Origin of the sequence: Corallococcus sp. AB030 (assembly GCF_003668965.1) — a bacterium.
In the GTDB taxonomy this organism is placed as follows: Bacteria; Myxococcota; Myxococcia; order Myxococcales; family Myxococcaceae; genus Corallococcus; species Corallococcus exiguus.
In genome coordinates this window covers 17003-40328 of sequence record NZ_RAWQ01000050.1, presented here as the reverse complement: position 1 = coordinate 40328, position 23326 = coordinate 17003, and the positions used below count along the sequence as shown (strand labels likewise).

General features: G+C 70.0%; 15 protein-coding genes. 10 read left to right on the top strand and 5 right to left on the bottom strand.

Annotated elements, in window-relative coordinates; genetic code table 11:
* Positions 1–347 precede the first annotated feature (347 nt).
* A complete protein-coding gene (locus tag D7Y15_RS14790; RefSeq protein WP_120575822.1) occupies positions 348–803 on the top strand; it encodes a hypothetical protein in 456 nt (151 codons plus the stop codon).
* Between the two features lie 4 nt (positions 804–807).
* On the opposite strand, the gene D7Y15_RS14785 is transcribed toward D7Y15_RS14790, so the two are convergent.
* On the bottom strand, positions 808–4200 hold the full coding sequence (locus D7Y15_RS14785) for a PAS domain-containing protein (RefSeq protein WP_121752991.1): 3393 nt from the start codon (positions 4198–4200) through the stop codon (positions 808–810).
* A 623-nt stretch (positions 4201–4823) separates the two neighbouring features.
* Between D7Y15_RS14785 and D7Y15_RS14780 the strand changes: the two genes are divergently transcribed.
* Positions 4824–6335: a M20/M25/M40 family metallo-hydrolase gene (locus D7Y15_RS14780; protein WP_120575820.1), complete on the top strand. Its 1512-nt coding sequence runs from the start codon at positions 4824–4826 to the stop codon at positions 6333–6335.
* A 7-nt stretch (positions 6336–6342) separates the two neighbouring features.
* Here the strand turns inward: D7Y15_RS14780 and D7Y15_RS14775 are convergent, their stop codons facing one another.
* A complete protein-coding gene (locus D7Y15_RS14775; protein ID WP_121752990.1) occupies positions 6343–8103 on the bottom strand; it encodes an MDR family MFS transporter in 1761 nt (586 codons plus the stop codon).
* Between the two features lie 247 nt (positions 8104–8350).
* On the opposite strand from D7Y15_RS14775, the gene D7Y15_RS14770 reads away from it, so the two are divergent.
* The 4 genes from D7Y15_RS14770 (at position 8351) to D7Y15_RS14755 (ending at position 15072) form a co-directional block, all read left to right on the top strand.
* Positions 8351–10336, top strand: coding sequence for a lysyl oxidase family protein (locus D7Y15_RS14770; protein WP_121752989.1), 1986 nt, complete (start codon positions 8351–8353; stop codon positions 10334–10336).
* A 100-nt stretch (positions 10337–10436) separates the two neighbouring features.
* Complete coding sequence (locus D7Y15_RS14765) at positions 10437–12446, top strand: lysyl oxidase family protein (protein ID WP_121752988.1); 2010 nt, start codon at positions 10437–10439, stop codon at positions 12444–12446.
* A 151-nt stretch (positions 12447–12597) separates the two neighbouring features.
* On the top strand, positions 12598–13824 hold the full coding sequence (locus D7Y15_RS14760) for an ABC transporter permease (RefSeq protein WP_120575816.1): 1227 nt from the start codon (positions 12598–12600) through the stop codon (positions 13822–13824).
* Between the two features lie 21 nt (positions 13825–13845).
* The gene (locus D7Y15_RS14755; RefSeq protein WP_120575815.1) at positions 13846–15072 is read left to right on the top strand and encodes an ABC transporter permease; all 1227 of its coding nucleotides are present in this window, start codon (positions 13846–13848) and stop codon (positions 15070–15072) included.
* A gap of 86 nt (positions 15073–15158) precedes the next feature.
* Here D7Y15_RS14755 and D7Y15_RS45240 read toward each other — a convergent pair whose 3' ends face one another.
* Together D7Y15_RS45240 and D7Y15_RS14750 are read right to left on the bottom strand one after the other, a co-directional pair.
* Complete coding sequence (locus tag D7Y15_RS45240; protein ID WP_167548584.1) at positions 15159–15332, bottom strand: hypothetical protein; 174 nt, start codon at positions 15330–15332, stop codon at positions 15159–15161.
* Positions 15333–15498: 166 nt separating this feature from the next.
* A complete protein-coding gene (locus D7Y15_RS14750; RefSeq protein WP_126933752.1) occupies positions 15499–16401 on the bottom strand; it encodes a hypothetical protein in 903 nt (300 codons plus the stop codon).
* Positions 16402–16597: 196 nt separating this feature from the next.
* Between D7Y15_RS14750 and D7Y15_RS14745 the strand changes: the two genes are divergently transcribed.
* The 4 genes from D7Y15_RS14745 to D7Y15_RS14730 all read left to right on the top strand — a co-directional run bounded on the left by D7Y15_RS14745 (position 16598) and on the right by D7Y15_RS14730 (position 22109).
* Complete coding sequence (locus D7Y15_RS14745) at positions 16598–17842, top strand: phosphatidylserine/phosphatidylglycerophosphate/cardiolipin synthase family protein (RefSeq protein WP_121752986.1); 1245 nt, start codon at positions 16598–16600, stop codon at positions 17840–17842.
* Positions 17843–17945: 103 nt separating this feature from the next.
* Positions 17946–19931, top strand: coding sequence for a DUF4091 domain-containing protein (locus tag D7Y15_RS14740; protein ID WP_121752985.1), 1986 nt, complete (start codon positions 17946–17948; stop codon positions 19929–19931).
* Positions 19932–20169: 238 nt separating this feature from the next.
* Positions 20170–20694: a GNAT family N-acetyltransferase gene (locus D7Y15_RS14735; RefSeq protein WP_121752984.1), complete on the top strand. Its 525-nt coding sequence runs from the start codon at positions 20170–20172 to the stop codon at positions 20692–20694.
* A 179-nt stretch (positions 20695–20873) separates the two neighbouring features.
* Complete coding sequence (locus tag D7Y15_RS14730) at positions 20874–22109, top strand: AAA family ATPase (RefSeq protein WP_121752983.1); 1236 nt, start codon at positions 20874–20876, stop codon at positions 22107–22109.
* 22 nt (positions 22110–22131) lie between these two features.
* On the opposite strand, the gene D7Y15_RS14725 is transcribed toward D7Y15_RS14730, so the two are convergent.
* Positions 22132–23031, bottom strand: coding sequence for an Abi family protein (locus tag D7Y15_RS14725; RefSeq protein ID WP_121752982.1), 900 nt, complete (start codon positions 23029–23031; stop codon positions 22132–22134).
* Positions 23032–23326: the final 295 nt, after the last annotated feature.

Here is a 23326-nt window from a genome sequence, read left to right as displayed (position 1 = left end):
CCGGGGCCTGGACCGGGCTGCGTCAGCACGGTGGATTGCCAATGCAAGAACGGCTCGGCGGCGGCGTGCGAGCAGGTGGAGGTGATGAAGCCGCCCCGGCCCTGGAAGCCGAACCCGTTGCCTCCTCCTGGAGCGGATAAGGAACTGGAGAAGTCGGAGAAGGAAAAGGTCAGGGAGACCTGCACCCAGGACTACATTCGCTGTGTCGATGCAGGCGGGGAGCGCAAGCCAGGACGGGTGGAGGGAGAGAGCCGTTGTGACTCGTGTCGGTCCTATTGCATGGCCAACGGGTTCTGGCCTGACGCCGTTTACAGCTGGAACGGGAAGGCATTGGAATGCCCGCGATAATGAAGAAAGCGTTCCAGGATCCGCCCTTTAGGGCTCCGGCCTGGAGTGCCTTCATCGATGATGTGGCGGACGTGAGTGCCCTCGCGTCCAGGGACTGGCCTCGGTTCCGCGCGGGCCTCAAGCAGGTGGAGCGGCGACATGCGGGACGGGTTCCGTCAGCTTCGCTTCTCCGCTTCATCGCCAAGACCGCCTTCTTCTGTGCCGCTCATTGGGGGCAGACCCCGCGGGTCGTGCGAGGCGCCCTGCGCGCCTACCTGAAGCATCCGGTGGACACCCGGATGTACTCGTACACGGCCGCGGAGTACTGGCAGTGGGCGTTCAAGGTCTCTCCCGAGGACCTGCCCGCCGCGGAGGCCATGCTCGCGGAGGTCCGCGAGTACCTGCCGTCCCTGGACGACCACGAGCGCCGCAACACGGAAGGCCTGCTGGCCTTCCTGGAGCGCCAGCGCGGCTGACCTCTCAGCGGGCCGTCGCGGCCACCTGCGCCAGGGCCTGCTGTATCTGCGGCAGCGCGTAGGGCTTGGGCAGCACCACCACGCCCAGCCACTGCTGCGGATCCCCATCCAGCGCCGCGCGGCCATGGCCAGACGCGATGATGATGCGCATGGCGGGCTTGCGCAGCGCCACCTCGCGCGCCAGGTCCACGCCGGACATGCCCGGCAGCGTCACGTCCGTGAAGAGCACGTCGAACCGCTCCGCCGCCAGCGCCACCCGCGCCTCCTCCGCGCTCGCCACCGACATCACCGCGTGGCCCAGCAGCCCCAGCAACTCGCCGGCGGACGCGCGGATGTCCTCGTCGTCCTCCACCAGCAGGACGCGCATCCGTCGCGCGGCCTCCAGCGTCGCCGACGTTTCCCCGGGGCGCGGCACCTCCGGCCACTGGAGCTTCGGCGTCGCCATCCGTTGCTGCCGCTGGTCCAGCAGCGCCCGCACCTTGCGCGCCAGGTCCTCGCGCCGGTACGGCTTGGACAAGAGGCTCACGCCCGGGTCCAGCCGGCCGCCGTGCACGATGGCGTTCTCCGTGTAGCCGGACGTGAAGAGCACCTCGATGTCCGGCTGCAGCGACTTCGCCTGCCGCGCCAGCTCCGGACTGCGCACCGGCCCCGGCATCACCACGTCCGTGAAGAGCAGGTCCACCGCCACGCCGCTCTTCAGGATGGACAGCGCGCTCTGGCCGTCCACCGCGCGCAACACGCGGTAGCCCAGCTCCGTCAGCAGCTCCACCACCGTCGCGCGGACCTCCGCGTCGTCCTCCACCGCGAGGATGGTCTCCTTCCCGCCCTCCACGGGCCCCGTCACCACCTCCGTCACCGGAGCCTCCGGCTGGAAGGCGCGCGGCAGGTACACCTTCACCGTCGTGCCGTGACCCAACTCGCTGTAGATCTTCACGTGCCCGCCGGACTGCTTCACGAAGCCGTACACCATGCTCAGCCCCAGGCCCGTGCCCCGGCCCTCCGGCTTCGTGGTGAAGAAGGGCTCGAACGCGCGCTCCATCACCTCCTGCGACATGCCCCCACCCGTGTCCGACACAGCCAGCAGCACGTACGCCCCGGCCATCACCTCCGGGTGCGCCTGCGCGTAGTGGTCGTCCAGCGCCGCGTTGCTCAACTCCAGCGTCAGCTTCCCGGCGCCCCCCATCGCGTCGCGCGCGTTGATGGCCAGGTTGAGGATGACGTTCTCCAACTGGTGCGGATCCGCCATCGTGTTCCACAGCCCGCCGCCGATGACCGTCTCCACCTCCACGTCCTCGCCCAGCGCGCGGCGCAGGAGGTCGTCCATGCCCCGCACCAGCCGGCCCAGGCTCAACGAGCGAGGCTCCAGCGGCTGCCGCCGCGAGAACGCCAGCAACTGCCCGGACAGCCGGGCCCCGCGCTCCACCGCGCCCAGCGCTGACCGAACCCGATTCAAGCCCCGCTCGTTGCCCGCGACATCTCGCTGGAGCAGTTGCAGGTTGCCGCCCACCACCTGGAGCAGGTTGTTGAAGTCGTGCGCCACGCCGCCCGTGAGCTTCCCCACCGCCTCCATCTTCTGCGCCTGCCGCAGCTGCTCCTCCGTCTGCCGCTGCTCGGTGACGTCGCGCCCGCTGGCGTACAGCACGCCGTCCTCCGGCACCGGCACCGCCGTCCAGGAGATGCGCCGGTAACCGCCGTGCTTGCACCGGTAGGCGCTCTCGAAGTTCAGCGTGGGATTTCCTCCCTCCAGGCGGTGCACCTCGGAGCGCGTCCGCGAGTAGTCCTCCGGGCGCTCCAGCCACTCCGACGTGCGGCCCAGCAGCTCCTCCTCCGTCCACCCCAGCATCTGCGTCCAGGCCGGGTTGACGCTGAGGAACTTCCCCTCCGACAGGCTCCCCACCACCAGCAGGTCCTGGGACACGTTCCACACGCGGTCCCGCTCCCGGGTGCGCTGCGCCACGCGCTGCTCCAGCGTCTCGTTGGCCCGCTTCAGGTCCGACAGCGCCTTGAGCCTGGACAGCGTCGCCCACACGCGGTCGGCGACGTTGCGTGACAGCTCGATCTCCTCCGCGGTCCACGTGCGCGGCTGCACGTCGTGCAGGAACAGCACCGCCACGAACCGGCCGTGCTCCAGCAGCGGGATGTTGAACAGTGCCCGGATGCCTACCTGCTCCAGCGTGGCCGCATGGGGCGCCGTGCGCGGGTCCTTCCGCACGTCCGGGATGGTCACCACCTCGCCCTTCAGGAGGTCTTCCAGGAACACGCCGTAGTCGTGGAAGCGGTGCACGCCCTCCACGCGCGCCACGTCCGGCGAGGCCACCCAGTTCGGGTGCATCAGCACCAGCGCGTGCGCCGCGTCCACCGTGCCGTAGCCCGCGCGCGGCACGCCCAGCATCCGCCCCACCACCTCCATGGCCAGCTTCGCGGCGGCGTCCGGGGACGAGGCCTCGCGCAGCCGGTCCGCCATCTCCAGCAGCGCCGTCTGCCGCAGCTCCGCCCGCTTGCGCGCGTCGATGTCCACCAGCACGCCGGGAAAGCGCAGCGGCGCGCCCTGCGCGGAAAGGTGGCAGTGGCCGCTGGCCTCCACCCACCGGTGCGCGCCGTCGGCGCGGAGCACGCGGTACTCGGAGCGGTACGCACCGCCCGTCTCCAGCACGCGGGCGATGAGCGCTTCCACCCGGGGCCGGTCCTCCGGGTGGATGGCGGCCACGAACTGGGAGATGGGCAGACCTTCGCGCGCCTGCACGGGGTCCAGTGAGAAGGAGTGCGCGAAGCGCTCGTCCGCGACGACGCGGTTGTCGGGCACGTCCCACACCCAGGTGCCAATCATTGCCTCGGCGTTCAGCGCCAATTGCACGCGCTCGTTCGCCTCGCGCAAGGCATCGTCGGCCTGGTGGCGCTCGGTGATGTCCTGGGTGATGCCCACCAACTGCACCGGCTTGCCGGCCGCGTCGTACACCAGCGACGCGCGCCGGTGGATCCACCGCACGGCCCCGGTGTCATGACGGCGGATGCGGTACTCCACCGACGGCGTGACCCGCCCCGAGGAGCGCGTGCGCGCGTTGGACACGTGGTGCCGGTCCTCCTCCAGCACGAGCGCCTCGATGACCGATGCGGGCAGCATGTCCGAGACCGGCACGCCGTACAGCCGGCAGAACTCCGGCGTCACCGTCAGCTGGTTGGTGGCGATGTCCAGCGTGAACACGCCAATGCCGCCCGCCTCCTGGGCCAGCCGCAGCTGTTCCTGCCTCACGCGCGCGTCGGCGTTCCCTCCAGGGGGCGCTGGGACGCCGGGGACCGTGCCAGCGCCGTCATCCAGGCCCGCGGCGCGCAGGCGGAATCGCAGACGTTCGACCTCGGCCCTCAGGGCCTGTTCCGTTTCGGAAAGGGGCACGATCATGAGCGGGGGACCGTGGGTCGGGGGGACGACCTCCGGCCGCGGCACTGTCGCCCGGGTCCTCCGGAGGGGGCAACGGAGAATTCCGAAGGAGGCATTCCTCCGGAACCGGAACACCTCCCCGGTGACGGCGTCCGCGCCCGGCTGTTCCAGGTGAACGCCCGAAGGCGCGTCGCCAGTCCCTCGTGCCGGCGCGCGAGCCCCTTTTTCCCGTCGCCTTGACGCAGGGCAGCCAGGGCGTCAGGTCGTCCTGAACCCTGGGGAATACAGCGCGCGGCGGCGTGTCCTGGGCCTCCAGAAGCGGGAAGACGTCACGGGTTACCCAGGGCAAATGCGAGCCATGGGACGTCCCGCGTTGCGGAGAGTCGTGAACACTCACATCACCCGCGGGTCGCAATGCTCACTTCCCGCCTTGACGCTGCCGGGAATTTCTTTAAAGAATGCACGCACGTCCTCTTCTTCTTGGAAGATGGCGTATGTACCGGGCCTCGCGTTCCCCAACCGCGGAACCGGTGCGTGACGTCCCAGTTGAGCCCCGCGCGCCGCGTTCCCCCTCTCGGCGCGCGGTGGCCCCTGGGACTTCCACCCCGCCCCTCCTCACTCATCAGGTCCCCTCGAGGATTCGAGTGTCCACGTCCACCTTCGTCCTGCCCGTCTCGCTGGCCCTGCAGCTGCTCACCTCGGCATCGCCTTCCCCCCAGAACACGGCGACCGCGCCCTCCCAGGAGCCCGCGCCGAAGTCCCCGGCCACGTCGTCGGTGAAGGCCACGCCCCCGGCCGTGACGAAGCTGAGCGCCGCGCAGCAGGCCACGGCGGCGAAGCTGGTGGGTCCCGCGCTCGCGGAAGGCCATGCGTACGCGCGGCTGGCGGAGCTGACGGATGGCATCGGGCCGCGCCTGTCGGGCTCCGAGTCCGCGGAGGCCGCGGTGCAGTGGGCCCTGCGCAGCTTCCAGGCGGATGGGGTGAAGGCGTGGAAGGAGCCGGTGAAGGTGCCTCGCTGGGTGCGGGGCGAGGAGCACGGCGAAATCCTGGCCTCCGAGCGCACGCGCGGACTGCCGCTGGCGCTGCTGGCCCTGGGCGGCAGCGCGCCCACGCCTCCGGAGGGCATCACCGCGGAGGTGGTGGAGGTGAGCTCGCTGGAGGAGCTGGCGGCGCTGGGTGACAAGGTGAAGGGCCGCATCGTGTTCTTCAACCACACCATGTCGGAGGCGGCGGACTACGGCCGCTTCGCGGGGCTGCGAGGCCGGGGTCCGGCGGCGGCGGCGAAGCAGGGCGCGGTGGCCGCGCTGGTGCGCTCGCTGGCCACGGCGTCGCTGCGCACGCCGCACACGGGCTCCACGCGCTTCGACGAAGGCGGCCCGCGCCTGCCCGCGGCGGCGGTGTCGGTGGAGGACGCGCTCACGTTGCACCGGATGCTCCAGGGCGGAGCGGTGAAGGTGCGGCTGGTGCTGGGGTGCTCGGATCTGCCGGACGCGGACTCGTCCAACGTGGTGGCGGAGGTGCGGGGCCGCGAGAAGCCGGACGAGGTGGTGCTCCTGGGCGCGCACCTGGACTCGTGGGACGTGGGCACGGGCGCGCACGACGACGGCGCGGGCGTGGTGATGGTGATGGAGGCCGCGCGGCTCATCGCGAAGCTGCCCCAGGCGCCCCGGCGCACGGTGCGCGTGGTGCTGTTCATGAACGAGGAGAATGGGCTGCGCGGCGGCCGCGCGTACGCGGAGACGCACGCGAAGGAGCTGCCCAAGCACGTGGCCGCGATCGAAATGGACGCGGGCGGCGGGCGGCCCCTGGGCGTGAGCCTGCACGCGGGGCCGGGCGGTGAGGCGCTGATGCGTCCGTGGCTGGCGCCGTTGGAGGGACTGGGCGCCGCGCAGTTCCTGGTGGGGCACGCGACGGGCGCGGACCTGAGCCCGATGGAGCCCGCGCACGTGCCCTTCGTGGGCGTGCGGGTGGACAGCAGCCGCTACTTCGACGTGCACCACTCCATGGCGGACACGCTGGACAAGGTGGACCCCCAGGACCTGTCGCGCAGCACCGCCGCGGTGACGTGGATGGCGTACGCGCTGGCGGAGTCGCCGGGCACGCTCGTGCGTCCCACCGCGCCGGAGTCGGACACGCCGCCGCCGCCGAAGAAGTAGGCCGCTGCTACGCCTCCGCCGGGGCCTTGCGCGGTCCGCCCCGGCGAAGCGGCAGCTCCGGCAGCAACAGTGTAACGAGCAGGGCCGCCAGCGCGACGAAGATGGCGACGCGGTACACGGCCATCGTCGCGCGGGTGAAGGACTCCTTCATCGCGCGGTCCACGCGGTCCACGGTGGACAGCGCGCGGGCCTCGTCCGCGTCCACTCGCGCGCGGGCTTCGGGCCCTTCTCGCAGGGCCTGCCGCCGCTCCTCGGCGAAACCCTCCCGCAGCTTCGCCTTCACCTGCTCCGGCTGGAACCGCTGGCCCTGCGGCGCGCCTTCTCCTCCGCCCAGGCTCGCCGGCGCGGACGCGTGCAATTCCTGCCGCACGTCCGGAGGCAGTCCGCTCGTGGCCTGCTGCGTGCGCGCGTGCATCTCCCGGCCCAGCGTGCCCGCGAACACGGAGCCCAGGAGCGCCACGCCCACCGTCATGCCCAGCTGCCGGAAGAACGTCGTCGCGGACGTGGCCACGCCAATGCGCTGGGGCGGCACGGAGTTCTGCACGGCCACGGTGTAGAGCGGGATGGACGGGCCCAGGCCCAGGCCCACCAGCACCATCTTCACCGTGACCTCGGCCTGGGTGGAGTCGGGCGTCAGCGTGAAGCCCATCACCGCGAAGCCGCCCATGAGGAACAGCAGCGCCCCCACCATCAGCGCCTTGTAGCGGCCCATCCGGGACACCAGCTGCCCGGACAGGACATTGCCCGCCACCACGCCCAGCGTCAGCGGCGTCAGCGTCAGCCCGGAGTGCGTCGCGGACAGCCCCACCACGTTCACCATGAACAGCGGCAGGAAGGTGACGGACGCCAGGAACACCGCGCCAATGGTGAACACCGCCGCGTTGCCCGCGGAGAACGCGCGCAGGCGGAACAGCGACGGATCCAGGAGCGGCTCCTTCGCCTGGCGCTCCCGCCACACGAAGAGCCCCAGCCCCACCGCCGACAGCGCGAACAATCCCAGGATGGGTGCGGAGCCCCACGGGAACCCGCCCGCCCTTGGCGACGCCGCGCCATGGCCCAGGCTGAGCGCGAGCAGCAGCGGCACCACGCCCACCGCCAGCGCCACCGCGCCCAACACGTCCAGCTTCCCGCCGTGCACGCCCTCCGGCTTGAGCGGCGGCATGCGCAGGAAGATGAGCGCCAGCGCGAGCGCGCCCACCGGCAGGTTGATGAAGAACACCCAGTGCCAGCCCAGCGCGTCGGTGATGAAGCCGCCGGCCAGCGGGCCAATGACGCTGGACAGGCCGAACACCGCGCCGAACAGGCCCTGGTACTTGCCCCGGTCGCGCGGCGGGAACAGGTCCGCCACCACCGCCAGCGAGCCGGTGAAGAGCGCCGCGCTGCCCAGCCCCTGCACCGCGCGGCAGAGGATGAGCACGAGCGTGGAGCGGGCCGCGCCGCACAGGAAGCTGCCGGTGAGGAACACGGCGATGCCCGCCACCAGCACCGCGCGGCGGCCCAGCAGGTCGGACAGCTTGCCCCACACGGGCACCATCATCGTGGACGCCACCAGGTACGCGGTGGTGAGCCACGGGTAGTGCTCCGGCGCGATGTGGAGATCCGCCTGGATGGTGGGCCCCGCCGTGGCCACGATGGTCTGGTCCAACGCCGCGAGCAGCAGCCCCAGCAGCGCTCCCGCCAGCGTGAAGGCCTTCTGTGAACGGCTGAACCGCTCGGAGGCCGGAGCGGCGCGGGAGTCCAGGGCGGTGTCGGCGGCGGTGTCGGCCATGGCTCGGGCACGCACTCAGGGCGCGTGCATTCGCGCGAATCTGGGGACGGCGTCGGGGGCTGGCCACGTCCGCCTGCCCGGCTGCTCTCCGTCCGGAAGGCAATGCGCCGTCGGGCAGGTGTCGGAAGCACCGTTCATCCAGCAAGGGCCTTTCGGGGAACGGAGCGCGCCGCTCTATCCTGCGCACCCCTTCATGCCGGACATCGGATGCGCTGGGGGCGTGAGCGCGTCCTGCCCAGGAGTGAACATGCGGACCCGTGGAGCGCTGGCCTGCGCCGTGGTGATGTTCCTGACGGCGGGTTGCAAGGACGACCCCAAGCCCCAGCCCGACGCGGGTGTCCCGGACGCGGGCTCTCAAGACGATGCCGGCACCGCCGGGCCCACCCTCTCCGAAACGCCACGCTGGCAGGTGGAAGGCGATGGCCTCGACGCGAAGGAGTGCTTCGGCCGTGGCGTGGCGCTGGGGGACCTCGACGGTGACGGCCGCAAGGACCTGGTGGTGATTTCACCGCCGTGCACCAGCGGCCCCACGAACCCTGGCCGCGTGATGGTGTACTCGGGGCAGGCGTCCTACTTCTCCCAGACACCCGTCACCTCCACGCTGTCGTGGGTGCATCCCAGCCCGCGCACGTCGGGTTACCAGATGACGGTGGGCACGGGCGACGTCGACGGGGACGCGTACGCGGACGTGGTGGTGAAGAGCTACTACGGCGTCAGCGTGTACAAGGGCGGACCGGACCTGGCCCAGGTGTTCGCCCAGCCGCTGTTCCGCGTGCCGGACTCGTCGACCACGCGCTTCGCCATCGGGCGGCTGCTGGACGTGGATGGCGACGGGCTGGACGACCTCATCGTCTCCACCTTCACCGGGAGCACCACGATCTACCGCGCGACGCCCGGAGGGAAGGAGGGCCCCTTCACCAACGTGCGCGTGCTGTCCGGCTACGCGCAGCCCGCGGGAGACACGGACGGGGACGGCGCCCAGGACCTGCTCATCCCCCTGTACGACGAGGAGAACAGCCAGGGCCTCTTCCTGGGCTGCAAGGCGGACAGCTCGCGTGTCTGTGATGGACCGCTCACCACGCAGCCGGTGTGGAAGGGCACGGCGCAGAGCGTGAGAGGGATTCCGGACCTGAACGGAGACGGCCGTCCGGAGATGCTCGCGGGGCTCCGGGGCACCGTGCGCCTGCACCTGTCCGACGCCTCCGTGCAGGGCTACTCCGCCTCGCCCGTGTGGACGTTGATGGACGACCCGGCCTTCCCCAGCGTGGCCGCCCAGAGCCTCTCGGTGGGCTCCATGGCGGTGGCGAGCAAGGGCCACGACTTCGTGCTCGCCTCGCTGGGGCGCGTGTACCTCTTCCGCCCCCAGGAGAAGGTGTCCGGCCCGCTGACGCCGGTGTGGGCGTGGCCGCGCGCCAACCGCCTCCTGCCCCAGACGATGCTGGGCTTCACCGTCCCCAGCGTGGCCAGCCCCGGCGACCTGGACGGAGACGGCTTCGACGACCTGGTGGTAGGCCTGTCGCAGGAGAACGACGGCACGCGCGCCCCGGGCCGGGTGGTGGTGTTCGGTGGCGGAGTGGAGGGGCACTCGGAGGAGTCCGCGCCCCTGCTGATACCCGCGAAGATGTGCAACCTCCAACTGGACCCGGTGAACGGCAAGCCGGACCTCACGGTGGACCGGGACGTCATCGCCCGCACGCTCTACATCGAACGGCGCTCCTTCGCGGCGGACGCCTGCGAGGTGCGGGAAGGCTGCGTGCCCGCGGGCGGCGAGCGGCGCCTGCTGCGCTTCACCACCTCCATCGTGAACCTGGGCACCGCGCCCGCGGTGGTGCCCTCGCCGGAGGAGCGGCCGGACCTCTTCGTCTACGACGAGTGCCACCAGCACGACCACCTGGTGAACTTCGCCGGCTACGACCTCAAGGACGCCTCCGGCAACTCCCTGTCCGTGGGGCGCAAGCAGGGCTTCTACATGGTGGACTTCACCCAGTACTGCGCGGACGGCACCGCGTTCGCCTGGTACGACCCGGGCACGGGCATCTCGCCGGGCTGGTCGGACGTCTACACGGCGGACACCGCCTGCCAGTGGCTGGATGTCACCGACACCCCGGACGGCGACTACACCGTGCGGGTGGGCGTGGATGAGAACCACATCATCGACGAGCTCGACGCGCTCCCCAACGAGGCCACCGTCAAGGTGCGCCTGAAGGGGGACACCGTGACCGTGCTGCCCTGAAGCGAAAGGGCGGGCCGAGCGCATCGTTTCACCGCGAAGGGACTCCTGGGGATGGGGCCGGTGCAATGCCGGCCGGTTTCATTCCGGGGAGAACGACACGATGCGGATGCGATTCGCGCGGTCCTGCGCGGTGGTGGGGCTTTGGGTCCTGACGGGCTGCAAGGATGATCCGAAACCCCAGCCGGATGCGGGCACCCCGGACGCGGGCCCCACCCTCTCCGAAACGCCGCGCTGGCAGGTGACCGGTGACGGCGCGAACCCCAGGGAATGCTTCGGCCGCACCGTGGCGGTGGGCGACCTCAACGGGGATGGGCGCAAGGACCTGCTGGTGACGTCCGCGCCCTGCTCGGGCACCCAGACGGACCCTGGCCGCGTGATGGTGTACGCGGGCGAGGCGCGCGACTTCTTGAAGACTCCGGTCACCACGACGCTGACGTGGGTGCACCCCAGCCCCCGCGCCTCCAGCAGCCGGATGACGGTGACCACGGGCGACATCGACGGGGACGCGTACGCGGACGTGCTCGTCGCCACCGCCTTCGGCGTCAGCGTCTTCAAGGGCGGGCCGGACCTGTCCCAGGTGCTGGCCCAGCCGGTGTTCCGTGCGCCGGACTCCGCCACCCTGCGCTTCAGCGGCGCGCGGCTGCTGGACCTGGACGGGGACGGGAAGGACGAGCTCGCCGTCTCCACGCTCGACGGGGAGCTCACCGTGTACCGGGCGACGCCGGGAGCACCGGAGGGCGCTTTCACCGCCGTGCGCAAGCTGACCGGTGTCCCCAACCCCGCGGGGGATGTCGACGGGGACGGGGTCAAGGACCTGGCCGTGACCCACGACGACTTCAAGGTGGAGCTCTTCCTGGGGTGCAAGGCGGGCAGCGCTCACGTCTGTGAAGGGCCACTCACCGCGCAGCCCGTGTGGACGGGCCAGGCCGAGCTGTTCGCCGCGCTGCCCGACTTGAATGGGGACGGCCGCGCGGAGGCGCTCCTGCTGCTGGACGGCAGCCAGCGCCTGCACCTGTCCGACGCCGCGGGCCAGGGCTATGCGCCGCAGGTCACCTGGCAGCCGATGGACGACGCGGCCTTCCCCCTCTTCGGACAGGCCTACGTCACCTTCAACAAGACCGTCGTCTCCGTGGGCTCCATGGTGGAGGGCAACACGGGCCACGACTTCGCCATCGGCGCCGTGGGCCGCGCGTACCTCTTCCGCCCCACCGCGAACGTGTCTGGCCCGCTGGAGCCGGTGTGGGCGTGGCCGCGCGCCAACCGGCTCGACCTCCGGACGTCGATGGGCACCGACTACCTGGGCATGGCCTCCGCGGGCGACCTGGACGGGGACGGGTACGACGACCTGGTGGTGGGCGTGTCCCCGGGACTCAGCGGCACGCCCGCGGGCACGCCCACGGGAGGCAGCGGCGAGTCCGCCTTGGGCCGGGTGATGGTGTTCGGCGGCGGCGCGGTGCCGGACTCGCAGGAGCCCGCGCCCGCGCTGGCTCCCACGCGGATGTGCGGCCTCCAGGTGGACCCTGTGAACGGCAAGCCGGACCTCACGGTGGACCGGGACGTCATCGCCCGCTCGCTCTACATCGACCGGCGCTCCTTCACGGCGGACTCCTGCGAGGTGCGCGAGGGCTGCGTGCCCGCGGGCGGTGAGCGGCGCCTTTTGCGCTTCACCACCTCCATCATGAACATGGGCACGGGCCCGCTGGTGGTGCCCTCACCCGAGGAGCGCCCGGACCTCTTCGTCTACGACGAGTGCCACGAGCACCACCACCTGACGAACTTCGCCGGCTACGACCTGAAGGACGCGGCGGGCAACACGACGTCGGTGGGGCGCAAGCAGGGCTTCTACATGATCGACTTCACCCAGTACTGCGCGGACGGGGAGCCATACAGCTGGTACGACCCGGGCACGGGCATCTCGCCTGGCTGGTCGGACGTCTACACCGCGGACCTGCCCTGCCAGTGGCTGGACGTCACCGACACCCCGGACGGCGAGTACACGGTGCGCGTGGGAGTGGACGAGAACCACATCGTGGACGAGGCCGACACGCTCCCCAACGAGGTCTCCGTCAAGGTGCGCTTGACCGGTGACACGGTGACCGTGCTGCCCTGAAACGGGAAAATCCCGCCGTGAAACGCCGTCCGGTGAAGGCCGCGTGCAATGGGCGGCCCTCCTGGGCGTAGAGTGCCTGACGCGGCCCGTCCGCCGGGGTCCCTCCCGGTGCGGTGGGCCGCATGGCTTCCATGCGTGAAGGGGTGGTTTCGTGAACTTCCGGGTCGACGTGTGGGAGGGCGCGCGCATCGCGCTGACCTCGCTGCGCTCCAACCGGCTGCGGACGGTGCTCACCACGGTGGGCATCGGCGTGGGCGTGTGCACCCTGCTGGCCATCGTCGGCATCATCCAGGGGTTGAACAGCTCCTTCGCGGACCAGCTCAACAAGATTGGCTCCAACACGCTGCAGGTGTCCAAGTTCCCCTGGGTGATGAACGGGGACTGGTGGGCGTACCGCAACCGCAAGACGCTCTCGCTGGACCTGGTGGAGCCCATGCGCGCCGCCTCCGAGCACGTCATCGCGGTGGCCCCCATGATGTTCGTCAACGCGGAGGTGTCCTTCCAGAGCCGGAAGCTCGCCTCCGTGCAGACCATGGGCACCAGCCCCGACTACGCGATGACGTCCTCCGTGGAGATGGGGCAGGGGCGCTTCCTCACGCAGGCGGACGTGGACAACCGCTCCCCCGTCGTGGTGATTGGCGCGGAGGTGGGCAAGGTGCTCTTCCCGGGCATCAACCCGGTGGGCCACCGCATCCTCGTGGACCGCCGCCCCTACCGCGTCGCGGGCGTCATCGTGGAGCGCGGCACGCTGCTGGGGCAGAACGTGGACCTGGTGGTGATGCTGCCGTACACCGCGTTCCAGGGGCACTTCGGCACCCTGCGTGACGTGACCCTGGTGCTCGCGGTGGACCAGCAGGAGAACGTCCCCCGAGTGCAGGACCGGCTCACGGAGACGCTGCGCCGTGAGCGCAACACCAAGCCCGGCGCGCCGGACGACTTCGCCATCAACCGGCCGGATCAGCTGGCCAACATGTACGCGCAGCTCACCGGCGCGCTCTACGGCGCGGCCACCGGCGTCGGGCTCATCACGCTGCTGGTGGGCGGCATCGGCATCATGAACATCATGCTGGTGTCCGTGCGCGAGCGGACGCGTGAGATTGGCGTGAGGCGGGCGCTGGGCGCTCGCAAGAACACCATCATCTTCCAGTTCCTGATGGAGGCGGCCAGCGTGTCCGCGGTGGGCGGCGCGATGGGCACCGCGGTGGGCATGAGCCTCGCGTGGCTGGTGAACTACCTCACGCCCCTGGCGGCGGCGGTGCAGCCCATGACGGTGGTGCTGGGCGTGGGCTTCTCCGCGGTGGTGGGCCTGCTGTTCGGCATCTGGCCGGCGGCGCGCGCCGCGAACCTGGACCCCGTGGAAGCGCTCCGCCACGACTAGGCGCGAGCGGGAGACCTGACCATGTGGATGGCTTTCTGGGACACGGTGCGGCTGGCGTTCGGCACGTTCCGCTCCAACCCCCTGCGCTCCTTCCTCACGCTGCTGGGCATCGTCATCGGCGTCACCACGGTGGTGTCCATGATGGCCCTCATCGAGGGCCTCCGGAACCAGGTGAACGAACAGATGTCGGACCTGGGCAGCGACTGCTTCCAGGTGCAGCGGCTGCCCTTCGGCCAGGGTGAGCTGTCCATCGCGGAGCTCGCGCGCCGGCCGCGCTTCACCTACGCGGACCTGGACGCCATCCGCACGCAGCCCTCCATCGCGCAGGCGGCCGGCGAGGACTCCAAGGGCGGCCAGAAGGCCTCCACCGCCGACCGCGAGTCGCGTCCCAACGTGAACGTCTGGGCCGGCACTGCGGAGTACTTCAACACCAACTCGGTGAGCCTCTCCACCGGGCGGCCCTTCACGGACGCGGAGTTCGTGGACGGCCGGCGCGTGGCGGTGATTGGCCAGGACCTGGCGGACACGCTGTGGCCCGGCCTGGACCCCCTGAACCGCGAGTTCCGCCTCCTGGGCCGCACCTTCCAGGTGGTGGGCACGCTCAAGCGCCGGGGCGGGTTCCTGGGCGGCGGCAGCCAGGACAACCAGGCCATGATTCCCCTGTCCACGTTCGCGGGCATGTTCGGCGTGCGCGACTTCCGCATCAGCATCCAGGCGCAGTCCCCGGAGGTGCTCCAGCGGGCCCAGGATGAAGTGACGCTGCTCATGCGCCGCCGCCACGGGCTCAAGCCGACCGACGCGGACGACTTCTTCCTCTACAACAATGCGAGCGCCACGCAGATGTTCAACAGCCTCTCCGCGGCGGTGTCCGCGGCCAGCTTCGGCGTGTGCATCCTGTCGCTGCTGGTGGGAGGCATCGGCATCCTGAACATCATGCTGGTCGCCGTGACGGAGCGGACGCGGGAGATTGGCATCCGCAAGGCGCTGGGGGCCAAGCGCTACCGCATCCTCGCGCAGTTCGCGCTGGAGGCGGTGGTGCTGTCGCTGGTGGGCGGCGCGGTGGGCGTGGCACTGGGCGTGGGCCTGGCGCACCTGGCGCGGTGGATGATCAACCTGCCCACGGAGGTCCCCATGTGGTCCGTGGTGGTGTCGCTGGTGATGAGCTGCGGGGTGGGGCTGGCGTTCGGCATCTACCCGGCGGCGCGCGCGGCGAAGCTGGACCCCGTGGAGGCGATGCGCTCGGAGTAGCACGCGCACTTCGCGCAGGAAGAAGGCCCCGGCCCGGCATGAAGCGGGTGGGGCCTTTTTTCATCACGGTCGTGGCCGGCCCGGGACTACGGGCAGGGGTACGTACAGGTGATCTGCCCGGAGATGGGGTTCTTGAAACACTGGGGCGTGCAGTCCTGCGCGTCGGCGGAGGACGGCGTGGCGGCGATGCCCAGGCCCATCACGGTGGCGGCGGCGGCGAGGACGAAGGCGATGCGACGGACGTGCTTGCGAGCCTGCATGGTGTCGTCTCCCTGCGATGTGTTGGCGCTGCACGGAGCACTCTAGGGACCGGGGCTGACAACGCCACTGGCGAGATTGCAGGCACGCGCGCACGCGCGGAGGGCGGGGTGCCAAGGCGCCGCACGCGGGAAGAAATTTGAAACACCGATGCGGCGAAACAATGCGTCAACGCCTGGGAGTGGGGGTGCGACTCCACTGATAGCCCACCGTCGCGCCGCTGCCGATGAGCGAGAACGCGAGGTACTGGCGCAGGAAGTCCAGCCGTTCGCTGGAGCCGGCCAGGTGGCGCAGGCCTTCATGCGCGGCGATGCCCAGGAGCATTCCCACGGTCGCGCCGCCGAGCGCGCCCAGGTACGCGTGGCCGCGATCCTGGCTGTCGCCGAAAGCGATCTCGCCCATGCCCCAGGTGCCGAGCGCCGCGATGGGAGGAGTGACGACCATCGCCGCGCCGAACGCGCCCACCTCCAGCTCCATCCACCGTCCTTGCGGATAGGAGGGATGAACGAAGAGGAAGCGTCCCGGAAGCGACGCGAGCACGGTGCCCGCGGCGGCCTCCGCGGCGGAGGCGCCCAGGCGCGTGTCACCGCCCACGCGGGTCGCGGCCCAGACGGTGCCCAGGGGCAGCAGCGTGACACCGCCATGCGCGACCCAGGTGCCGGCGGACAAAGGTGCCTCCGTGTCGGGCTCGCCATGCGGAATGAACGGCCGCAGCTGGCGAGGCGGCACGGCGGGAGGTGGAGGATCCGCGTCCAGGAACGGCGCATCCAGGACGGTGGGCCTCAGCGGAGGGGGCGGAGGTTCAGGCTCGGAGGACGGAGGCCGGTCCGACGGCGAAGCGGAGGACGCGGGCGCATCCGCTTCGCGCGGTCCATCGCGAGGCGCGAGGACGTCGCCAGCCTGTGGCGCGGGCGTGTCCGTCGTGGGCGGCTGCTCATCCCGAGGCGAGGATGAAACATCTCCCGCGGGTGGCACGTCCTGCATCCACACCGAGGCGGACGCGGCCGGTGCCCCCAGCAGGCCCACCCACAGGAGCGCTCTGTACGCGGGTGCCATCCCCTGTCGCCCCATGCCGTGTCCGTCCTCCCTGAGTGTTCGCCGTGAGCACCCAGCAGTGCGCACGCGGCGCGTCCGGCACCACCGGCCTCTCGTGCCACGGGGCTCAAGCGTCGACGGGTGGACGGTGTTCGTGTCCATCCACGCGCTTCCGCCACTCGGAGACACACGGCGGATGCGGAAGGGCGGGGGCTGCCCTAGCTTCCGGACCGTGCGGCTGGTCCTGCTCGCCCTGCTCGCCCTGCTCACCGCGGGGTGTCCCTACCCGAACCACCGACAGGACCTGCGCCTGCGCGCGCTGCCGGAGGACCCGGCGGAGAGGGAGCTCGCCATCGAGCAGACGCTGGGCATCCCGATGGAGTCCGGCAACGGCGTGGAGTTGGTGCAGAACGGCCAGGTCTTCGACGCCATCGAGGAGGAGATCCGCGCCGCGCGCTCCAGCATCCACATCGCCAGCTACATCTGGCGTCCGGGCATCCCGTCGGACCGGTTGCTCATCGCGCTGCGAGAGCGGGCCCCTGGAGTGCAGTGCCGGGTCATCGTGGATCCGCTGGGTAGCGTGAACTTCGAGGTCGTGGCCCCGGTGCTCGCGGACGCGGGCTGCGACGTGCGCATCTACCGTCCCTATCAGGGCGCGGTGACGTCCCTGGACGCGGTGAGGATCCGCGCGCGCATGCACCGCAAGATGGTCATCCGCGACGGCGAGGTCGCGTTGACAGGCGGCTTCGGCATCTGGCGCAGCTGGCTGGGCAACGGCGACGCGGCGGAGACCTGGCGAGACACCAACGTGCGGGTGCGGGGCCCCGTCGTGCGAGGCATGCAGCTCGCCTTCGCGCAGAACTGGCAGGAGTCCGGCGGCGCCTTCCTGCCCCCGGAGTCCTTCCCGGAGCTCGCGCCCGCGGGCAACGCGCGGGCCCTCTTCGTCGCCAGCACGGGGCACCGCTTCCTGTCGGAAGCCACGAAGATGTGGCTGCTGTCCATCGCGTCCGCGAAGCACCGGCTGTGGATCGCCAACTCGTACTTCATCCCGTCGGAAGCCATCAGCGACATGCTCATCCTCAAGGCGCGCGAGGGCGTGGACGTGCGGGTGCTGGTGCCCGGCCGCTACCACGACGTGAAGCCCGTGCTCAACGCGCAGCGGGCGTCCTACGCGAGGCTCCTGGAGGCCGGGGTGCGCATCTACGAGTACGAGATCTCGATGATGCATTCCAAGACGCTGGTCGCGGACGACACGCTGAGCATCGTGGGCTCCACCAACCTGGATCCGCTGGCGCTCAGCCACACCGACGAGGGCTCGGTGATGGTGGAGGGCCCGGTGCTGGCGGAGGAGTTGGCGAAGTCCTTCGAGGCGGACCTCAAGCACTCGGCGGAGGTCCACTGGCACGGCTGGAAGCGGCGAGGCCTGCTTCAGAGGCTGAGCGAGCAGTTGCCGTGGTTCATCGGCGACTTCCTCTGAGCCCACCATCCGAGGCGTAGAGCCCCCGGCCGTCTGCCTGTCCGGCTGACAAGGAACATCCGGGGCGGGAAGGCTGGCGGGGCCGGGTCGCGTTGGTCTCTTCATGCCTTCGATTCGACCGTTCCATGCCGCCCTGTTGTCGCTGACCGTGGCCCTGCCGGTGTACGCGGCCGGGCCGGCCGTGTGGGGCGAGGGGATGATGGTGAAGGTGCGGCCGGGGACCGCCGCCCGGAGCGCCACCGAGGTGCGGCTCACCGCCGCGCGCAACGAGTTCGTCTCCTTCCAGGTCGCGCTGCAAGGCGGAGACACGGGGCTGAAGGGCGTGCGCGCGAAGCTGCCCGCGCTGGAGGGCCCGGGCTCCACGACGCTGACGGGGCCGGACGTGACGCTGTATCGCGAGGCGCTCGTCACGACGAAGCAGGCGTCGGTGGCGGGAGAGTCCGTGGGTGCGTGGCCGGACGGGCTGGTGCCGGACACGGACGAGATCGCCGGTGAGACGCGAAGCGCCTTCCCCTTCGACGTGCCCGCGAAGGAGGCACGGGCCATCTGGGTGGACGTGCACGTGCCGAAGGACGCGCCGCCCGGGGACTACAGGGGCACGGTGACGGTGGAGGCGGACGGAGGCTTCCAGCGGCAGGTGACGGCGAGGCTGACGGTGGTGGACGCGGCATTGCCGAGCACGTCCTCGCTGTCCTCGGCGTTCCTGCTCTGGCCGCCGCACGTGTGTCGCGCGCACACGGGCCGCGAGGACTGCACGCCGGAGGAGTTGCAGCCGCTGCTCACGCGCTATCAGCGGATGGCGTTGGAGCACCGCTTCACGCTCTCCAGTCTCTTCCCGCGCAAGCCGTGGCCGCCGGAGTGGAGCACCTTCGACGCGACGTGGGGACCTTACTTGGACGGCACGGCGCCAACGCGGTTGCAGGGCGCGAGGATGACGAGCCTGGAGTACGTGGGTCCGCTCGACGCGGCGAACCTGAAGGACTTCACGGCACACATGAAGCAGAAGGGCTGGCTGGACCGGGCCTACGTGCAGTTGGGGGACGAGCCGCCCTACGGCACGCCCTTCGCGCAGGTACACGCGATGGGAGAGTTGGTGCGTCAGGCTGCGCCCGGGCTGCGCACGGTGCTGACGACGAACTCGCGCGAGCTGAAGGCCAACGGCCTGGAAGACGCGGTGGACACGGCGGTGCCTCTGGTGAACCACCTGGACGGCACGGACGCGAACTTCCGGGGCGACCAGCGGGGCACGTACACGAACTTCCTGGAGCGTCCGGGAACAGCGTTGTGGATGTATCAGAGCTGCATGAGCCACGGCTGTGCGTATGGGACCAACGCGCCGGAGAACAAGCCGGGCGCGGGCTGGCCGTCGTACATGCTGGACCGGTCTGCGGCGAAGGCGCGCGCGATGGAGTGGGTGACGTTCCTGGAGGGCGCGACGGGCGAGCTCTACTACCAGTCGGTGGGCATGCTCTCCACGGCATGGACGGACCAGTACCGCTTCAACGGCAACGGGGACGGGACGCTCTTCTACCCGGGTACGCCACAGGCCATCGGTGGCAAGACGGACGTACCGGTGGCGTCGCTGCGGCTCAAGCTCATCCGCCAGGGCATGCAGGACTACGAGTGGCTCAAGGCGGTGAGTGACGCGGGAGACCCGGACTTCGCGCGCAAGGTGGCCAGGGACCTGATCCCGGCCGCATCGCGAGTGACGGACGACGGCGCCGCGTTCGACGCAGCGAGGCTGAAGCTCATCCAGCGTTACGAGGAACTGACCGCGACCCAAACGCCGGACGCCGGAACGACGCCGCAGGACGCGGGCACGCAGCAGCCGGACGCGGGCACGCAGACGTCGGCGGACGGAGGCACGGAGCCCATGCCGGACGAAGCCGCGGGAGGCCCCTCGCAGGGAGCGCCCGGCTCATCTTCCGATGTGGCGCCGGACGCGGTCGATGACGCACAGGCGGGAGGCTGCACCACGGGCGGAGGCGGAACGGCGGCGGCCGCGGGAGGCCTGTTGTTCGCGGCCTGGGCACTCGGCGGCATGCGTCGTCGTCACGCTCGCGTGACCGTGCCCGCCCGGAGGAAATAGGCGCACGCGGAGCACGCCTCCACGTGCGCCTGCCGCAGCGCGCCAGGACGGGGCCCTCCCTGTCCGGAGGCACATGGCACGAACTTGTCCGACAGTCGGACAGGTTTTGGAGCGCCGCGTCCCGGACCCCCGGTCCTGGTAGCCAGGTCGGGCCCGTGTCGGACGGGGGAGGTACAACGCTGGCTGCCTGCCCGGAAGCGCCGCGCGGGCTCCGGGGCGTCATGCTAGAGGGCGGCGCATGAGCACGGACGTGGTGAAGCGAGCCGTCATCCGCGAGGCGCGGCCCGAGGACGACAAGGCAATTGGCGACCTGTTGGTGGAGGCCTACGTCACGCAGTACGCGAAGAAGCTGCCGGAGGTCGTCTACTCCGAGGAGCGCAAGGCGTTCCTGCGCGACGTCGCCTCCAAGCGCAAGGTGTGCACCATCATGGTGGCGGAAGTGGACGGAGAGGTCGCGGGCACGGTGGCCCTGTATCCGCCCGGCGCGCCCGGCACAGAAGCTTGGCTGCCCCGCACAGCGGACCTGCGCGCCCTGGCCACGTCGGTGCGCTACCACGGCCAGGGTCTGGCTCAGCCGCTGCTTGCGGAGGCGGAAGTCCTCGCGAAGCGCTGGGGCGTGGACGCCATCTCCCTCCACGTGCGCCAGGGTGCGTTGGGCGTCGCGCGCATGTACCAGCGCCGGGGCTACCAGCGTACGCCGGAGGGCGACATGGACCGCCGTCCGGACGTGTTCCTGGAAGCGTACCTGCTGCCCCTGAAGTGACGCATGTCAGGCGGGAACGCGTTCATCCGTGGATTGCGCATCCCGTCTGACGCCGGAGGGTCCGCGAACGCTCGCGTGACCCGGGCACCGGAAGGGATCGCGCGCCGGAGTCGTGGCGTGCGCCCTGCCCCGGAAGGGGCGCCGGTCGGTACGCCGACCCCCACCCCGGTGTTCCCATCATGATGATTCCCATTCCCGAGCAGTCGCTCGTGCTGCTCCTGGGCCCATCCGGCTCCGGCAAGTCCACCCTCGCGAACGCGCACTTCCTCCCCGAGGACGTGCTGCCCGGCACGGGCAATGAAACGAAGCTCCACGACGAGGTGGCGCGAAGGCTCGCGAAGGGCACGCTCACCGTCATCGACGGCGTCCCGCTCAGTGCCGAGTCACGTCGTCACTACGTGACCCTGGCGCGCGAGCACCACGTCGCCCTGGTCGCGGTGGCCATGGACACGCCGGAGACGCTCTGTCTGGAGCGCAACCGCACGCGCTCCGGGGCGCACGCCAGTCCCCGAGCCCTGCGCAACCAGGTGCAGCAGCTGCAGAACGCGCTGAAGGGGCTGACGAAGGAAGGCATCCGGCACGTGCACGTGCTCACGCCGGAGACGGCGGGCGCGGTGGCCTTCGAGCACCGCCCGCTGCCGTGCCACCGCCAGGACGAGCACGGCCCCTTCGACATCATCGGAGACATCCACGGATGCTTCGACGAGCTGAAGGCCCTGCTGGCAGAGCTGGGCTACACGGTCGCGCCGCGAGCGGACGGCAGCCCCGGCTTCGACGTGAGTACGCCCCACGGGCGCAAGGTCGTGTTCCTGGGCGACCTGGTGGACCGAGGGCCGGGCGTGACGGACGTGTTGCGCCTGGTGATGGGAATGGTCGAGGCGGGCACCGCGCTGTGCGCGCCGGGCAATCACGAAATCAAGTTGCTCAAGAAGCTGCGTGGCAAGGACGTGCGCGTGGCGCGCGGGCTCGCGATGACGCTGGAGCAGCTGGAACGTGAGCCGCCCGGATTCTCCCATGCGGTCGCAGACTTCATCGAAGCCCGCTCGCCACACTACGTCCTGGATGACGGTCACCTCGTGGTGGCGCACGCGGGCCTGAAGGAGTCCATGCACGGCCGGGACACCCCGGAGGTGCGCGACTTCGCCCTCTACGGAGAGACCACCGGCGAGGCGGATGCCTACGGCCTGCCGGTGCGAGCCGACTGGGCCCGGGACTACCGGGGACCGGCGACGGTCGTGTACGGCCACACCCCTGTGACGGAATCCGAATGGGTGAACAACACCCTCTGCGTGGACACGGGCTGTGTGTTCGGAGGGAAGCTGACCGCGCTGCGCTATCCGGAGCGGCAGCTCGTCTCCGTGCCGGCGCAGCGCGAGTACTGGAAGTCACGGACGGCTTTGAGCGAAGTGAGCTGAAGAACTGTGTGCGGTTCGTTCATCACGCCTTCTTCAACTTCCAATGCATGAGTGCGCGAGGCACCTTATATGCGCGCACTTTGTGGCCAGCCAGACTTGAGGGCTCTCGCCAAAACGAGTGAGTAGCCCATTTAGCTGGCACCCCCATGGCGTTTAGCCACCGAGGCTTGCCGTTCATTTCAGCCAGAAGATTCCGGACCGATGCAGCCCACTCGTCTCCGCCATGTGCCGAGCGCGTCAGATGCCTGAGGATGCAAAGGATGGCATAGACGCGCTTGTTGCTGAGGGCGGGCCAATCAGGCGAACTCTTGGGGCTCAGTGGACTGATGGCGAGTTCACGATTCCAAAGGCGACCATGATGGGCGCAGACATTCCGGACATACGAGAGCGAATGGAGCCATGATCCGGCGACGGACTGGTGGACGTTCCAGCTCTGCAGTACCTGCTTCTGATCCGCGGTCCGCATCCCTTGGAACATCCGCGACAGTGTACCGAGGGACATGACTTCGGAAGCCATCCAGATGGGGACCGTCGGAAAACCAATGTAGTTGGTCTGGTAGTGCTCAAGGAATTTCTCCTTCGCTCGCTCTATCTCCTTGAGCAACTCCTGGTGCCACTTGCCATGAGAGAAGCGAGGCGTGATGTCGAAGTTGGCGCTGTCTGCATGGGCGAATGCGCCATATGCATGACCGAAGGTGTAGGTGATCAGCGTTCGCGCGAGGATCTCGACCCGTTCAATTGCATCAAGGACAACGAGTCGGAGTCGACGGTCGAACTCATAGAGTTCGAGGGCCTGATCGAAGCTAGTGCCAGCCTCGAAAATGGTGTCGCCCTTCTTGAAGGGGTACCAGTAGGCACTGAGGCGGTAGTAGCTGATGCGTCCAAGCGCCGCCAAGGCACGGGCTCTATCGGCGACGAGCATCCCGCGCTGCTCCAACTGGGTGAGCTGCTGTTCGAAAGTCAGAGCTGGCTTGGTGTATTGCTTACCCAGGCTACGGCCTTTCGACTCTGCCCCCCAGGGCACTCAATTATCGCGCACATTACAATGGGGATTCGGCGAAAAAAAACCCGCCAGAGGCGCATAACTGAGATTCCAGTTAGAGGCGTGGCGGGTGTGTTGGAGCAATCATCAATCGCCCATGATCGATCGTCAAGGGCGGACGAGCACCCGCTCAAGCCACCACCTGCTAGGTAGCATAGTCGCTACTAGATCTTGT

Excerpts from the sequence above, each read along its gene's own strand:
- D7Y15_RS14725 (WP_121752982.1), bottom strand. The coding sequence starts at position 23,031 with ATGCTCGTCGCCGATAGAGCCCGTGCCTTGGCGGCGCTTGGACGCATC.
- D7Y15_RS14730 (WP_121752983.1), top strand. The coding sequence starts at position 20,874 with ATGATGATTCCCATTCCCGAGCAGTCGCTCGTGCTGCTCCTGGGCCCA.
- D7Y15_RS14740 (WP_121752985.1), top strand. The coding sequence starts at position 17,946 with ATGCCTTCGATTCGACCGTTCCATGCCGCCCTGTTGTCGCTGACCGTG.
- D7Y15_RS14735 (WP_121752984.1), top strand. The coding sequence starts at position 20,170 with ATGAGCACGGACGTGGTGAAGCGAGCCGTCATCCGCGAGGCGCGGCCC.
- D7Y15_RS14765 (WP_121752988.1), top strand. The coding sequence starts at position 10,437 with ATGCGGATGCGATTCGCGCGGTCCTGCGCGGTGGTGGGGCTTTGGGTC.
- D7Y15_RS14750 (WP_126933752.1), bottom strand. The coding sequence starts at position 16,401 with ATGGGGCGACAGGGGATGGCACCCGCGTACAGAGCGCTCCTGTGGGTG.
- D7Y15_RS45240 (WP_167548584.1), bottom strand. The coding sequence starts at position 15,332 with ATGCAGGCTCGCAAGCACGTCCGTCGCATCGCCTTCGTCCTCGCCGCC.
- D7Y15_RS14755 (WP_120575815.1), top strand. The coding sequence starts at position 13,846 with ATGTGGATGGCTTTCTGGGACACGGTGCGGCTGGCGTTCGGCACGTTC.
- D7Y15_RS14785 (WP_121752991.1), bottom strand. The coding sequence starts at position 4,200 with ATGATCGTGCCCCTTTCCGAAACGGAACAGGCCCTGAGGGCCGAGGTC.
- D7Y15_RS14770 (WP_121752989.1), top strand. The coding sequence starts at position 8,351 with ATGCGGACCCGTGGAGCGCTGGCCTGCGCCGTGGTGATGTTCCTGACG.
- D7Y15_RS14790 (WP_120575822.1), top strand. The coding sequence starts at position 348 with ATGAAGAAAGCGTTCCAGGATCCGCCCTTTAGGGCTCCGGCCTGGAGT.
- D7Y15_RS14775 (WP_121752990.1), bottom strand. The coding sequence starts at position 8,103 with ATGGCCGACACCGCCGCCGACACCGCCCTGGACTCCCGCGCCGCTCCG.